The 15,410-nt window shown below is 45.1% G+C and carries 15 protein-coding genes; 12 read left to right on the plus strand and 3 right to left on the minus strand.

Annotation, left to right across the window (positions count from 1 at the left end; genetic code table 11):
* The first annotated feature begins 24 nt into the window (after window positions 1–24).
* From FFM80_RS12590 to FFM80_RS12635, 10 genes are all read left to right on the plus strand, one after another.
* On the plus strand, window positions 25–810 hold the full coding sequence (locus FFM80_RS12590; protein ID WP_137641114.1) for a glucose-1-dehydrogenase: 786 nt from the start codon (window positions 25–27) through the stop codon (window positions 808–810).
* A gap of 76 nt (window positions 811–886) precedes the next feature.
* Window positions 887–1,603, plus strand: coding sequence for a flavodoxin family protein (locus FFM80_RS12595; RefSeq protein WP_223877365.1), 717 nt, complete (start codon window positions 887–889; stop codon window positions 1,601–1,603).
* A gap of 52 nt (window positions 1,604–1,655) precedes the next feature.
* Window positions 1,656–2,309, plus strand: a complete 654-nt coding sequence (locus FFM80_RS12600) for an NAD(P)H-binding protein (RefSeq protein ID WP_137641116.1) — start codon at window positions 1,656–1,658, stop codon at window positions 2,307–2,309.
* A 49-nt stretch (window positions 2,310–2,358) separates the two neighbouring features.
* Window positions 2,359–3,210, plus strand: a complete 852-nt coding sequence (locus FFM80_RS12605; protein WP_137641117.1) for an aldo/keto reductase — start codon at window positions 2,359–2,361, stop codon at window positions 3,208–3,210.
* Window positions 3,211–3,466: 256 nt separating this feature from the next.
* On the plus strand, window positions 3,467–4,231 hold the full coding sequence (locus FFM80_RS12610; protein WP_137641118.1) for a carboxymuconolactone decarboxylase family protein: 765 nt from the start codon (window positions 3,467–3,469) through the stop codon (window positions 4,229–4,231).
* The gene (locus FFM80_RS12615; protein WP_137641119.1) at window positions 4,228–4,785 is read left to right on the plus strand and encodes a DapH/DapD/GlmU-related protein; all 558 of its coding nucleotides are present in this window, start codon (window positions 4,228–4,230) and stop codon (window positions 4,783–4,785) included. The genes FFM80_RS12610 and FFM80_RS12615 overlap by 4 nt, the downstream gene beginning before the upstream one ends.
* A 193-nt stretch (window positions 4,786–4,978) precedes the next feature.
* A complete protein-coding gene (locus tag FFM80_RS12620; RefSeq protein WP_137641120.1) occupies window positions 4,979–5,320 on the plus strand; it encodes a cyclophilin-like fold protein in 342 nt (113 codons plus the stop codon).
* An 88-nt stretch (window positions 5,321–5,408) separates the two neighbouring features.
* Window positions 5,409–6,011, plus strand: a complete 603-nt coding sequence (locus FFM80_RS12625; protein ID WP_137641121.1) for an NAD(P)H-binding protein — start codon at window positions 5,409–5,411, stop codon at window positions 6,009–6,011.
* Window positions 6,012–6,025: 14 nt separating this feature from the next.
* A complete protein-coding gene (locus FFM80_RS12630; protein WP_137641122.1) occupies window positions 6,026–6,865 on the plus strand; it encodes an SDR family oxidoreductase in 840 nt (279 codons plus the stop codon).
* Window positions 6,866–6,930: 65 nt separating this feature from the next.
* Entirely contained in the window at window positions 6,931–7,977 is a 1,047-nt protein-coding gene (locus tag FFM80_RS12635) for an NAD(P)-dependent alcohol dehydrogenase (protein WP_137641123.1), read from the plus strand.
* Window positions 7,978–8,108: 131 nt separating this feature from the next.
* Here FFM80_RS12635 and FFM80_RS12640 read toward each other — a convergent pair whose 3' ends face one another.
* Both FFM80_RS12640 and FFM80_RS12645 read right to left on the minus strand, forming a co-directional pair.
* Window positions 8,109–8,708, minus strand: a complete 600-nt coding sequence (locus FFM80_RS12640) for a TMEM175 family protein (RefSeq protein WP_171001118.1) — start codon at window positions 8,706–8,708, stop codon at window positions 8,109–8,111.
* 650 nt (window positions 8,709–9,358) lie between these two features.
* Window positions 9,359–11,362, minus strand: a complete 2,004-nt coding sequence (locus tag FFM80_RS12645) for a Na+/H+ antiporter (protein ID WP_137641125.1) — start codon at window positions 11,360–11,362, stop codon at window positions 9,359–9,361.
* 707 nt (window positions 11,363–12,069) lie between these two features.
* Between FFM80_RS12645 and FFM80_RS12650 the strand changes: the two genes are divergently transcribed.
* The gene (locus tag FFM80_RS12650; RefSeq protein WP_137641126.1) at window positions 12,070–13,089 is read left to right on the plus strand and encodes a Gfo/Idh/MocA family oxidoreductase; all 1,020 of its coding nucleotides are present in this window, start codon (window positions 12,070–12,072) and stop codon (window positions 13,087–13,089) included.
* Window positions 13,090–13,105: 16 nt separating this feature from the next.
* On the plus strand, window positions 13,106–14,083 hold the full coding sequence (locus FFM80_RS12655) for a Gfo/Idh/MocA family protein (protein WP_137641127.1): 978 nt from the start codon (window positions 13,106–13,108) through the stop codon (window positions 14,081–14,083).
* Window positions 14,084–14,264: 181 nt separating this feature from the next.
* On the opposite strand, the gene FFM80_RS12660 is transcribed toward FFM80_RS12655, so the two are convergent.
* Window positions 14,265–15,128: a MurR/RpiR family transcriptional regulator gene (locus FFM80_RS12660; RefSeq protein WP_137641128.1), complete on the minus strand. Its 864-nt coding sequence runs from the start codon at window positions 15,126–15,128 to the stop codon at window positions 14,265–14,267.
* Window positions 15,129–15,410 lie beyond the last annotated feature (282 nt).

Here is a 15,410-nt window from a genome sequence, read left to right on the forward strand (position 1 = left end):
TATGTGTAAGAAGGAGTGACCATGATGTATCAGGATTTAAATGGAAAAGTAGCAGTGATTACTGGCGGGTCTAAAGGGATCGGGTCGGCAATTTCAAAACGTTTTGGTCAAGAAAAGATGAAGGTTGTCATTAATTATAATAGCGATCCGGTTGGTGCCCAACAAGCTGCCGAGGCAGTTAAGGCAGCTGGCGGTCAAGCCGTAATTGTGCAAGCCAATATTGCGACTGAGGCGGGAGTTAAGGCGTTATTAACCGCAGCGTTGACTAACTTCGGTGACTTGGACGTTTGGGTCAATAATGCGGGGATGGAAATCAAATCGCCAACGCATGAAGTCACACTGGCTGATTGGAATAAGGTCACGGCGATTGATCAGACCGGCGTCTTCCTGGGGTCACGAACGGCGTTAGCTTACTTTAAAAAACAAGATAAGCCGGGCAATATCATTAATATGTCTTCCGTGCATGAGCGGATTCCATGGCCGACCTTTGCTAGTTATGCGGCTGCCAAAGGTAGTGTGAAGTTGTTCACCCAAACCATTGCGATGGAATACGCGCAAGCTAATATCCGCGTCAATGCCATTGGCCCGGGCGCAATCAATACGCCGATTAATGCGAAGAAATTTGCTGATCCTAAACAATATGATCAAACGGTTAAGATGGTGCCGATGAATCGGATTGGCACACCAGAAGAAGTCGCAGCTGGGGCAGCATGGCTGGCTTCATCAGAATCTAGCTATGTTACTGGAATTACGTTATTTATTGATGGTGGGATGACCTTATATCCGGCTTTTGAAAATGGTGAAGGCTAAAAAAAGGACTATGATGAAGTTAGTCGTTAGAATAAGTATTGGTCTAGTGTTGATTGGGCTAATTGGAGGTGTGTGGATGACAAATCTAAGTAAACAATCGTTTGGACAACAAACTAATAAACAGGTTATCCAACGGCAGGCCAGTGCCACGGATGGTGAAATTGATGGTCAGCCAATAATGGCGTATCAACTGGGTAAATCTGCGGGAGAGTGGCGGCATGGTGCAGGCACTAAGTCTGATAATCAAGATACCAATAGCCAAAACCAACCGACACGACGGTTAACTAAAACGGCTAAAAGCTTGATTATCTACTTTTCACGGTCTGGGAGTACGGAACTGTTGGCTAGCAAGCTGGCCCAGCAAACGCACGCTGATCTGTTAGAAATTGTGGTCAAACATCACTATTCAGCGAATTATCAACAGACCCTGTCACGGGCAAACGCCGAACGTGAATCAGCTGATTTTCCAACGTTAAACATGCAGGTTCCGGATTTAAGTCAATATGACACCGTTTATTTGGGTTATCCAATCTGGGCCATGACGTTATCACATCCAATGACGGCCTTTTTGGAAGCATATGGAAACCAGTTAACGCATAAGCAGCTTGCCCCATTTATGACGGAGGGCGGATACGGTCAAGGCGATAGTGTTGAGCGGATTAAAGCTATTTTAAAGGCCGATGGTGCCCAAGCCAATCGGTTCACATCAGCATTAGTTGTTGATGGCAATAAAGTCGATCATGCCGATCAGCGTGTGGCTACCTGGGTGGCACAGGTTCAGTCAAATAATTAGTTAATGATTACAGTGACAATTTAAATTTTAAAATAATAGAGGAGTTTTAATAATGACAAAAAAAGTAATGATTTTAGCAGCTAACGGGCAAATTGCCCAAATCGTTGAAAACCGGGTTTTAACTGAAGACCAATTCGCAGATGTTGAATTGACGCTCTTCTTACGCAACGCCAATCGTTTAGCTAACCTGCAAGCCAACCCACGCGTGACATTGGTTGATGGTGACATCACTGATCCAGCAGCTGTGAGTGCCGCGATGGTTGGTCAAGATATGGTATTTGTTGCGGTTGTTGACCACGATCAACAGAATCGGTTGACTAAGAGCGTCATTGCGGGCATGCAAGCCAACAATGTTTCACGTGTACTCTTCGCCAATGTGTTAGGTATTTACAACGAAGTCGGTGGTGAATTTGGCCGGTGGAATGCGGAATCAATTGGTGCTGGTCTAGCAACGGCGCTTCAGTCTGACAAACTTTTAGCGGACTCCGGCTTAGACTACACGACGTTGCGGTTACCTTGGTTAAATGATCGTGGTGTTAAGTACGTCGTTACGACCAAGAACCAAGCCTACAATGGGGTTTCCGGCTCACGTGAGAGTGTGGCTGATGTTGTGTTGACCATTATTGCTGATCCAAGCAAGTACAGTCATGATAGTATCGGTATTGCCGATCCCGATACTGAAGGTCAGAATCGGCCGGTCTATTAATCGATGTGGCGTCTCAATGGGTTAAAAAATATGTTAGGAGTGGTTATTAATGACTGAAACAACTTTCAAATTAAATAATGGCACGTCAATCCCAGCTTTAGGAATTGGCACCTTCAAAATGTCAGTGGACCAGGCGCAACAAGCGGTAGTTGATGCACTGGCTGCCGGTTATCGCTTGATTGATACCGCCAATGCTTACTTGAACGAAACGGGGGTCGGCCGAGGCATGCAAGCTTCTGGTGTGAACCGTGCGGATATCTTCCTCAGTACCAAATTATGGCCAACTGTTTATACCGATACTAATGCCGTAGATGATACCTTGAAACGTCTAGGAACTGATTATGTTGATTTGATGTTCTTACATCAGCCAGCTGGGGACTTTATGGCCGGGTATCGACAATTGGAACAGGCTTACCGTGATGGCAAGATTAAAGCGATTGGCATTTCGAACTTTCAAGGTGAACAACTACAGACGGTGCTAGACCAGGCGGAGATTAAACCGCAAGTCATTCAAGCTGAAGCGCATCCTTACTTTACGGAAGCGACTGTGCGAGCAACGTTAGCACCTTATGGGACTCGATTGATGGCCTGGTTCCCACTGGGACATGGTGATAAGCAGTTAGTCAATGAACCTATTTTTAGTGCCTTGGCTGCTAAGTATCATAAATCTAACGCTCAGATCATTTTGCGTTGGCATCATCAGATGGGATTTATCACGATTCCTGGTTCAACTAATCCAGCCCATATTCAAGCTAACCATGATATTTTTGATTTTGCTTTGACTGATGAAGAAATGCAAAAGATTGCCAGCATAAAGAAAAACAAACGCTATTACTCAGCTAGTGCTGCGGATATCGCCAAGTATGCAACCATGCAGTTGGACTTTGCTGCCGAGAAGTAATCATTTGAACTAGACCATGGTTAATCCGTTAACAAGATGATCTAAGCTTCCGTCCTAGTCGGTTTTGGGGATGGAAGTTATACATACAAGTATGTTTGGTGCTAGTTAAAGGTGCCGCCAACCAGAGTGGCAATTTAAGCCAATTAACATCAGTGCATATAAGTGAAAAAACTTTGACAGTACGCTTGCCTTGCAGTTACTTCAAGGGGCTATGCTAGAGCCATTGTAATGAGAAAACGAAAGGAAGTTCCTTGTAATGCCTAATAAGATTGCGCAAAAAAATCATGATGAACTGTTTCCTAACCATGTGTCAACGTTAAAACAAACTGATCCAGAATTTATAGAGATCTTTGATAATTTTGCTTTTGATGAAGTCTTGCAACACAGTCACTTAGAGACCAAGTTGCGAATGAAGGTGACCTTGGCAGCGTTAATTGCGATGCAGTGTTTGCATGAATACGAAGCCATGGTAACGGCGGCATTGAATGTGGGCGTGACTCCGGTTGAGATTAAGGAGATTGTTTATCAAGCAGTCCCTTATGCTGGCCTGGGTAAAGTCTTTGATTTCTTGAATGGGACTAATGAAGTTTTTCGTGATCGTGGTATTCAAGTGCCAGTAGCGCCACAAAGTACAACAACACCAGCGACGCGGGCCGAAAAGGGATTGACCACGGTTCGTCAAATCGTGGGTGATGGCGTCGATAAGATGATGGCAAGCGCCCCAGCCAATCAAAAGCACTACGCGACGTTCTTGGCTGATAATTGTTTTGGTGATTATTACACGCGGACGGGGCTGGATCAACAGACCCGTGAGCTACTGACATTTGCCATGCTCATTTCTATGGGCGGCGCAGATCCGCAAGTTAAGGGGCATATTGCCGCTAATCAAAATGTAGGTAACAGTAAGCAAACATTATTAGATATTATCACGGTACTATTGCCGTTTATTGGCTATCCACGCACGTTAACGGCGGTTAGCCTAGTCAATGATGTGTTGCCAGATCAGGAGGTCAAGGCATGAGTATTTTTGAAGAGTTACGCGCTGGCAAGTCGGTTGATATTCGGGATGCCCAGTATCAAAGAGAAGTTCATGGCGAAATCGATCGGTGTAATGATATTTGCTATGAGATTAATGCTACGCGGCCTAGTGACCATGAAAAAGTGGTTGCTTTGGAAAATGAGTTATTACATGGGCAAATGCGTGATGGCACCTTCTTTACGCCACCTATGTATATTGATTGTGGCAACCGCGTTAACTTAGGTAAAAATGTGTACGCTAATCATAATTTGACGATGATGTCTGTGGGCACCATTACGATTGATGATGGCGTCATGATGGGGCCAGGTGTGGGTTTGTTTACCGACAATCATGAGCCTAATCATATTCGCACGATTAGTACGAAAGAAATTCATATTAAGAAAAACGCGTGGTTAGGAGCTCGGGTAAATGTGGCACCGGGCGTGACAATTGGTGAAAATGCCATTATTGGCACCGGAGCCGTGGTTACCAAGGATATTCCTGACAATGCGGTTGCCGTTGGGGTCCCAGCGCGGGTGATTAAGTATACGAAATAATGCGCTTGGTGCTAGTTGAAATTGCGCTTGCCGGTTGGCGCTAAAATGTCGGAACGTTTTGGCCTAAGTCCGACCAGAGTGGCAATTTAAGCCAACTAGTCCCCAACGTGAAATCATGATTAAAGTTATGCTTGCCTTGAACTTACTACAAGGGACTAGGCTCGTCGTGTTAAATCAAATAGGTGATGATGTTATGAAAATTAGTTATGCAGGACAAAATTTTGACTTAACAGTCAATGGAGATTTTGAGAAAAGTTTAGCGCCTAATTTACCGCTAACACTGACATTCAAGCAAAATGGTCGTCATGAATATTTTGGCCAATTACCAACGACGATTGATGATTCTCAACAGTTAACGTCGCAAGTTGTGGCTGGTGGCATTTACTTTTTCCAAGACTGGCAAGCTTTTTCATTGAACTATGCTGATCGAGACATTGCGCCTTATCAGGTTAGTTATTTGGGCAGGTTTCCGGCAGCCCTCGTGTCCATTCTAAGGACACAAAAACAATCTTTAGATTTAACGTTGAAAAATTAGCAAAATAAATTTAGTAATTGGCTTGCGTTGAAGTTACTGCAAGGTTGTAGACTGAATCTATTCAAAAATGAACTGGAGGAATTTTATCATGGCAAATGTTTTAATTATTGGTGCAACGGGATCGGTTGGCAGTACCACGCGGCAATATTTTTTAAATCAGACAACGGATCAGTTAACGCTGATGGCGCGTCATACCCAGCGCTTGGGACGATTAAATGCGCAGCGTGAACGAGCAATTACCGGTAGTGTTACTGATCAAGCGGCATTAAAAGCAGCCCTGAACGGACAAGATGTGGTGTTTGCAGCGCTGAGTGGTAATTTGGCTAGCATGGCGCAAAGTTTGATTGCTGCTATGGATCAGGCCGATGTTAAACGATTGTTATTTATCACTTCGATGGGTATCTATAATGAAATTCCTGCCAGTGTTGGTGGCGGAAATCTTGATGAAAATCCAGTGTTACAAGGTTATCGTGATGCGGCCGATCTTGTAGAAGCTTCTGACTTAAACTATACGGTCATTCGTCCGGGATGGTTTGATAACGGGCAGGATACCGATTATGAAGTGACGAAGAAGGGTGAACCGTTCGGCGGTCATAATGTTTCACGTCAAAGCATTGCGGACTTAGTGGTTCGGTTAGCACATGATGATCAGTTTGGTTCCCGTGATAGCTTAGGAATCAACCGGAAGTAAAGGAGATTGCAATAATGGAGAATAAAACGTGGTTAATTACAGGTGTTAGCAGTGGCTTTGGTCATGCGATGACGGCCCAACTTTTGGCACAAGGCAAGACGGTGATTGGGACGGTCCGCAATGCGGCCAAGGTTCAAGATTTAGTGGCGCAATATCCCAAAACATTTATTAGCAAGATCTTAGATGTGACCGATGTAGCCGCCATTCATCAAGTAGTTGATGACTTAACTAAAGATTATCAGATTGATGTTTTGGTCAACAATGCGGGTTATGGCTTATTCGGTGCTGCCGAAGAATTAAGTGATGCTGAAGTTAATCAAATTATTGCGACTGATTTGACTGGCTCAATCCAAATGGTTCGTGCGATTTTGCCAAGTATGCGGGCGCAAGGCCATGGTCGTTTAATTCAAATTTCGTCATACGGTGGGCAAGTTGCCTTTCCTGGTAATTCAATGTATCATGCAGCCAAATTTGGGATTGAAGGCTTTATGGAAGCCGTTGCCCAAGAAGTTGCCAGCTTTAACATCGGCGTGACGATTGTTGAACCAGGCGGCGCCCGGACTGAATTTCGGTATGGTAGTGCCCAAGTGGCTAATGCCTTGCCAGCCTATGAAGGCAATCCAGCGCATGCTTTTCAGAAGATGTTAGATCCGGCTAATGGCCTGGCGCCTGGTGATCCAGTACGGATGGCTAGTCGAATTATCGAGAGTGTTGACCAGGAACCAGCCCCCTTGCGGATGGTCTTGGGTTCTGAAGCACTTAAAAATACGATTGCAACGTTGGAAAAACGAGTTGCGGACTTTAAAGCACAAAAAGATTTGGCTGCTTCGACAGACTTTCCAGCTGGCGAATAGGCTAAGCAATCGTCGTTAACTTTAAGAAATTGTTATTAACATAATATGGAGTGGAGTGATTATTAATGAGTCAATCAGTTAAAGCATTGGCCGCTAATACCAAAGGCGACTTTGCATCTTTTAATCAAACCGTCATTCAACGGCGGAATTTACGACCAGACGACGTTGCCATTGATATTAAGTACTGTGGCATCTGTCATAGTGATGTTAGCATGGTTCAGTGGCAAGGCGCCCATTTTCCAATGGTTCCAGGTCATGAAATCTCAGGTCTGGTTTCAGCGGTTGGTAGTAATGTGACAAACTTTAAACCCGGCGATCGGGTGGGTGTCGGTTGTTTTGTAAACTCTTGTGGTAAATGTGCTGCTTGCAAAGCTGGTCAGGAACAGTTCTGTGAACATGGTGTGGTGGTTGTCTTTGATTCAGAAGACGATGATGGCACGATTACTCAAGGCGGTTATTCACAAGCGATTGTGGTTAAAGATCACTTTGTCTTGCATATCCCTGATGAATTAGCTTTACAAGATGCGGCACCACTATTGTGTGCTGGAATTACAACTTACAACCCATTGAAGCGGTTTAACGTTGGTAAGAACAGTCATGTGGCCATTATCGGCCTTGGTGGCTTAGGTCACATCGCGGTTCAATTTGCGGCTAAGATGGGGGCCCAGGTGACCGTATTGGGTCATTCTGAAAGCAAACGAAATGAAGCGCAACAGTTCGGTGCAACGGATTATCAGATCCTAAAATCACCCGCTGACTTTCAAGCTTTAGCCGGTCACTTTGACTTTATCTTGAATACTGTGGCTGCTGATATGGACTTGAACAGTTATCTGCCTTTGGTTAAATCTAATGGGGTCTTTTGTTATGTTGGGATTCCTAGCAATGACATTCACTTTAACTTGTTTTCTATCTTTGGAAATCAGGCTAAAGTGACGGCTTCAAACGTTGGTGGTATTCAGATGACACAAGCGATGCTTGATTTTGCGGCTAAGAATGACATCAAACCGCAGATTGAAATGATTGGGATTGATGATGTACCACAAGCTTACCAGAATATTCTGGATAGTAAGGTACATTACCGCTACGTGATCGATATGTCGACCTTAAAGTAACGACAATTGAATGGACCATTTTTGGCGCCATGTTCCTGTGGCGTCTTTTTTTGTCAATTCGAATCGGTGATAGCAGAAAAAAGAGCCTGGATTTAGCCAGACTCTCTCACAGCGAGGTAACACATGGTCAATTAAGTAGTGGCGGTCATCCGGCGCAGTAACCAAGTGGTCCCAGCGCGGAAAATCAAGCCAGCAAAAATAACTAGCAACAGTAGGCGGGGGTAAGTCAGACTAACTAGCAAGTACAAGCCGCTAATAACGACCATCACTTTAGCAGAACGGTATTCTTCGTGATCATGATTAGCTAGCGTTTGATCTGGCCTTAAGTTGGCTCGAATGATCAATTTGAACATCAGCAATTGGCAAAGATCAACCAAGGCAATCACCACGGCAAAGGTTACGGCCGCGTACCGAGACGTTTGACTATTTTTTAGCCAGCCGGTCACGAACGGCAACAAGCACAGTAACGACAAGTACCCCATGTTAAGGAGATACAAAGACGGTGGGACTTGGATACCTGGGCCGAAGAGTTCTTGGTGATATTGCCAATATTGAGCAACTACCGCAAAGCTAATCAGATAGGTGAAGACTTCTTGCAATAAAGTGCGGGTAGCGGTTAGAGAGAGTGCGCCGGTTGGAATCTTGATATCCAAAACCATAATGGTTAACACCACGGCAAAGACCCCATCGGAAATGGCTACTAGCCGGTCTTTTGAATGTTGGAACAGCACCTCATCACCCCACTGCTTAATTGATTACTTTCAGTTTACCGGAAGTCGTCATAAAAAACTGCGAGTGACAGTTGGTAGTGTCGTTGACGTTACTAAAGTAGTATTGAGGTGTTTAGTTGGGTTAAATAACAGAGTTCGATTAAATTGCCACTCTGGTTGGCCCAGAATCGGCTGGAACGTGGTGGCCGCGTTTGTGAGCCAAAGATCGGTCTCACAAGCCGGGCTTTGACTAACCCGGAAAAATCACCGGCTAAGTCAAACGACACCACTGAGCCAATTCTGGGCCGCCCGCCGTTAACTAACGGATATAAAAAGTTAACGATTGATTATTTTCAGTTCAGTCATTTAGCCGAGCGGTCGGTTCCTAAAATACTCAGCCGTGTCGTTGGCCTTAGTGCGAGTGGTCTGCTCGGACTTAGGCCAAGGCCAGTTTTGAAGACTGGCCTTTGGCTTCAAAATGGCCCATGGCGTTCCAGCGTTTTAAGAACCAACTGGCAGGCGTAAACTAGCACCAAGCGTGGCTAAAGATAAATTTAATCAATATTTTAGGCTTTAATTGAGTAAGTAGTAAGTTAATGAAAGCCAATCTTTGACATTACAAAAAGCTCCATGTAAACGACTTTACGAGTCATTGACATGGGGCTTTTAGCTTAATCGGCATTAATTGATTGCAAGAAAACCAATTGGTCGGTTGAAATCTGTTCATAGAGCGCATTGCCTAATTCATGGTTGTACTTCTTAGTCGCTAATTGGGCTTGGATAAAGTTATATTCCCACTGAAAGGCTTCAATTAAGAGCTCATTTTGAGCTTGTTGGAAGTCGCGGGTGCCGGATAAACGCCGATGACGTTCATCATAAGCCCGGCGGACAATGATAACTTCTTGTTGGTTATCTTGGGTGTAACTGTCATTGAGCATCTTAACGACTGCGGCATAGGGTTTTTGTTCGGTATTCCGGATCTCACTCCAGATGGCCTTATTCTTAGCGAGAGCCTGTTCCCGTGTGATTCCGCGACGTCGGAGTGCCTGCATTCTTTTGCGTCGTAAACGCGCCTGCTTACTCATTGACCAGCGTCCTAGCACGACAAATCTAAAGAACAACAGCAGTCGCTGCCAGAAAGAACGTTGATTTTGAAGTTGCGTCTTTTCAGCAATCTGTAAGTAACGATCAGCTAAGTCTGGAGTCAACTCACCACTAGCAACCATTTGGTGAATGGTTTGTTCTTCACAATCGTAAGCTTTGACAAAGAGTTCCGCTAATCGGGCTTTCTTGGGACGGCCATCTACCGCGCGTTGACCTTCTAAGATCATAATCGTTTGGCTGGCATTGGGCGTGTCGCCATAACGGGCATTAAGCATATGAATCGCATCGGTAACCATTTCAGCTTTGGCCTGCGCGATGTCTTCTTCAGCGACTTTATCAACTTGCTTCGGTAAGAATAGCGGTAACAGAATCGTGGGTACTAGTAGACTGACTAAGATGACCACGGCCGCGACAAAGATAATGTCGTTGCGATACGTGAAGGCGTGGTTGCCTAGCGTTAGCGGTAGCGAAAAAGCCATCGCTAATGTAATGGTCCCATGGACGCCGCTGAGTGCTGCCACGAGACTGTTCAAGGCTTTTTCTCGGTTAGTCCAAGCCCGAATGCGAGCGAAACCAAGTTGAATCCACAAGAAGCGGACTAGCGTCATGATTAGGTAGAGCAAGACACCGACACCCACTAAAATCGCGACAGAGCTAGTGTCTCGTTGTTGTAAATGACTGATGACGCCAGGTAGTGAAACTCCTAGCAGGACAAAGACGATCCCGTTTAAAATACTGGCAATGATTGACCAGGTGGTGGACATCACGATTTGCAGGCGCGAGGTCGTTAACCGTAAGCGTTCTTGTTGCAGGCCGTGAATTAAGCCAGTGGCGACGACGGCTAAGATGCCGGAAACGCCGACTGCCTCAGCTAGTAAGTAAACGACGAATGGCGTCAGCAAGGTGTAGGGGACGATGACGGAGGGCGTGTCGACGCGCATATTGATCAGCATGATCCGCACTGCCACGATGATATAGCCCAAAATAGCACCTACAAAAATGCCACCGACAAAGACGTACAAAAAGTTGCCGATTCCACTAACGACTGAAAATTTACCGGTGACTAAGGCCGCAATCGCTAAATTAAATGCGACGATTCCTGATGCGTCATTGAATAAGGATTCATTTTCCAAGGTAGTCATCACATCTTTAGGCACCGAAACCTTGGTAGTAATCGAAGAGACTGCGACGGCATCGGTTGGGGTAATAATCGCTCCTAATGCTAAGGCGAGGGCTAGTGAAAATTGTGGCATGATCAGGTGGGTAACCGTCCCCACAATAAGAATCGTCACAATGGCAAGGACCACGGCTAATGATAACGTTGTTCTGATCTGGTGACTTAGCTTGCGCATACTGGTGTTTTGACCGTCATTAAACATCAATACCGAAATGATGGCGAATAAAAAAACTTCTGGTTCTAGTTCAAAATGGCGATAAAACGGCGTTAAGGCTAAGAGTAACCCGGCCGCAATTTGGAGAAAAGCAACTGGCACTAAACTGAAGCGGGCATAAATGGCATTGGCACCCACGACGGCTGCGACCAGTAATAAGACTAGGAAGACGGTTTGCAAGTCCGTCGCCTCCTTTATTAGTTAATTTGTTTAATTTTAACGCAAAATAAATCATTGCGGTATTAAATCAGTGCTGTAAATTGGATAGCATGTTCAAATTGACCAGTTGGGCAGTCACAATGTTGAACATCCGTACCAACCTAGCCGTTAACCCTGTCAAATGAGAACGGATTCAGTATAATGAAAGCATCAAGTCAGGTTTGGATGGGTGTTAGCCGTCTTCGTTGACCAGGACGGCCGCTGTGGGGCAGACCTGCAGCCAAAGAACGGTCTGCAGGGCGCTTTCAAGCCGTAACCCGCGTCTTAAAAGGCGGCCCAGTCACTAAGACCGGAAAATCACCGGTCAAAGTGACTCGACACGGCGACCATCCTGGTCACTACGACTAGAATTAGCGATGTCAATACAAATTGTGGACCAAAGTCGATCTAAAGGAACCATACACATTAGTTTTTGAAGATTGATTAATCAGCCTATTAGTTGAATTTTAGGGTTAGAGGAACCATTAATTCATTGTACCTGTGAATTAACGCCGGGCGGGCTAGAATTGGCTCAGTGGTGTCGTTTGACTTAGTTGGTGATTTTCCGACTTAGTCAAAGCCCGGCTTTTGAGACCGGTTTGTGGCTCAAAAACGTGGCCACCACGTTCCAGCCAATTCTGGCCCAACCAGAGTGGCAAATTAAGCCCATTATAAATGGAGGAATCAACATGTTAACAATTGCGTATATTGGGAACGGGAAGAGTGCCAATCGGTATCACTTGCCCTTTGCTTTAAAGTTGAAAGATAAGATTAAGGTTAAAACAATTTATTCGCGTTCTGGTCGTCAGAACTGGACGCCAATTGATGGGGTGCATTATACGACTGATATCAATGATATTTACGATGATCCTGAGATTCAGTTGGTTGTCGTCTCAACGCCAGGGTCAACGCATTATCAATTGGCTAAAGACGTGTTGAATCACGGCAAGAACGCACTGGTTGAAAAGCCCTTTACGGAGACTTCGGCACAAGCGCGCGAGCTTTTTGCTTTAGCCAAGGAGAAAGGCTTATTAGTGCAATGCTATCAAAACCGGCGCTATGATTCCGACTTCTTAACCGTGCAAAAGGTGATTGAGAGTGGTAAATTGGGCGATCTATTAGAAGTTGAGATGTCGTTTGATTACTTCCGGCCAGAAGTGCCAACCAATGTGGATCACTTTTCCATTGAGTCTAGCTACCTTTATGGGCACGCCTGCCACACCTTGGACCAAGTCATTTCTTATTTTGGGCGGCCAGATGATGTGCATTATGATGTGCGCCAATTATTAGGAGCAGATCGGATGAATGATTACTTTGATATTGATTTGTATTACGGGACGTTGAAAGTTTCTGTCAAGTCTAGTTACTTCCGGATTAAGCCGCGGCCTAGTTTTGTGGTTTACGGGAAAAAAGGGATGTTCGTTAAAGCCGAAAAAGATCGGCAAGAAGTTGATTTGAAACATTTCTACTTGCCAGATCATCCTGATTTTGGATTAGACCAACCGGAAAATTATGGGACGGAAACCTACATGGATGCGGATAATCAGTATCATGAAGAAAAAGTCGTCTCGGTTCCCGGTGATTATAGTCGGGTCTATGAAGGCTTGTACCAAGCGATTATTAATGGTCAGCCGAAGACGGTTAAAGATGAAGAAACGATTTTACAATTAGAGATGCTCGAAACCGGGATCAAGCAAGTTAAACACTAAACGGAGGTGTGACCGCATGCGCTTAGGAATCTTAGGAACCGGCAAGATTGTGGCTGACTTTTTAACGATGGTTGGCGATTTACCAGATATTGATTTGGCTGGTCTATTGAGTACGCCGCGGAGTCTAACGAAGGCACAGGGCTTGCAGACGAAGTATGGGATTAAAAAGGTCTATACAGATTATGATTTGTTATTGGCTGATCAGAATATTGATACGATTTACGTCGCTTTGCCGAATTCGTTACATTACAGTTACACGAAGCAGGCGTTGGAGCAGGGTAAGAATGTTATTTGTGAAAAGCCGTTTACGTTGAACGCGCATCAATTAACTGAGTTGAAACAGTTGGCGTTAAGTCAGGATTTGGTGTTGGTTGAAGCGATTACCAATCAGTATTTACCGAACTACCAAGCCATTAAGCAAGATTTGCCCGCCCTAGGAGACTTGAAAGTGGTTGAATGTAACTACTCACAATACTCATCGCGTTATGATCAATTTAAAGCGGGGACAGTGTTGCCGACCTTTGATCCTAAGCTGGGCGGCGGTGCCTTGATGGATTTGAATATTTATAATATTCATTTTGTGGTCGGCTTGCTAGGTGCGCCAACTGCGGTCCATTATCTAGCCAATGTTGAACGCCAGATTGATACGTCAGGTGTTTTGATCATGGATTATCCCAATACTAAGGTGGTTTGCATTGGAGCCAAGGATTGCGAAGCACCGGTCAAGTCAACTTTGCAGGGGACGGCGGGGTCAATGGTCGTCAATGGTCCAACGAATACGATTCCCAGCTTCGATGAACAATGTCGCGACGGGATGGCTGAGATGGTCAACCATAATCGGCATCCCCATCGGATGTTTAGTGAATTCGCCATCTTTAATCGGGTGATTACGGAACACGATATGGCTTTTGTGAAGACACAATTACGCCATTCGGAACAAGTTATGGCGGTGGTTGATCAAGCGTTAGCATCGGCACAGTTGAAGTTAGGATAGGGTCTAACGCTAAAAGCAGAGTGGGTCAAAATTTTGTTGTCGCAAGTTTCGGCCATAACCATTCAGAGTACACTTGTTGCTAATTGGCGCAGGGTGCCACGCTGGTTAGGGCAGCATTGGTAGAAACGTGGTGGCCGCATCTAAAAAAGTCTGGGGGATAACTCCAGACTTTTTTAGATGGTTATTTAGTTGTCAGTGGACCATCTTGAATTAACTGCTGTTTTTGTTGCAAGTTACTGAGATGTTGTTGGAAGTGTTGCGCATACATGACTGAGAACAGGGTATCTAATAAGTATTCGAAGGCTGTTTGGGAGGCAAAGGTCCCAATCTTAGCAAAGCCGTTTTCTGATTGTAACGAGATTAGGTGTTGCGAACTCAGTGGAATCAGTGGGGCGTTAGCGTTGCCAGTGATGACAAGGCTCGGAATTTGTTGGTCATGAAAGTACGTCGCGAATTGTTGATGAACCTTGGTGGTGCCAGCGTATGAGATAAATAGGGCACAATCACGCGACGTTAAGCTGGCAGCGTTCCACGCGTCGTCGGCGTATTCTTCTGCAATAATTGCAAATTTGTTGATTTTGATAAGTTTGTTTTGAAAGCTACGGGCGCGTAGCTGGGAATCACCTTGCGAGAAGATAAAAATCCGTTCGGCTTGATCTAGTGTCTGGGCCATCGCAGTTAGCGTTGCGGTATCCAGTTGGTCAAAGGAACGCTGCACAGTCGTAACCGTTAGATCCGCCATTTTCTTTGCAATGGCTTGCGGATCATCTTCAGCGGCAAAAGGAAAGTTGGCGTCAACCTCAGTCACGGTACGGGCTTGTGCCACGGCCGCGGTGGTCAGTGTTTGTTGAAAGTCACGAAACCCGCGATAACCTAACTTTTGGGCCAGTCGAATAATCGCAGAATGCGATGTATAGGTGGCGGTCGCAAGATCTTTTAAGTACATCGCCTTAGCCGTGTCCAAGTGTTGCAATAAATAGTCAGCTATCCGGGTTTCGGTGGCGGTAAAGTCGGCGGTTTGTTTGAGTTGATCTAATATCAGCATAAAGGTCCTCCTTGAAGCAAGTTTAATCTTAGCATAAGTACGTTTGGTGCTAGTTGGTTTAAATTGCCAGATTGGCCCAAAATTGGCTGGAACATGGTGGCCGCGTTTGAAAGCCAAAGTGCGGTTTTCTAAGCCGGAAAATCACCGAATAAGATAAATGATACTACTGAGCCAATTTTGGGTCGCCCGGCGTTAGACAATGGACATTAGGGCTTGTTTTAAAAGTTAAAATGCATATTGCTTCGTTCGCTTTTCTAAACCTGATATATTATTAGAAAAGAA

The organism is Lactiplantibacillus dongliensis, from assembly GCF_005405105.1.
In the GTDB taxonomy this organism is placed as follows: Bacteria; Bacillota; Bacilli; order Lactobacillales; family Lactobacillaceae; genus Lactiplantibacillus; species Lactiplantibacillus dongliensis.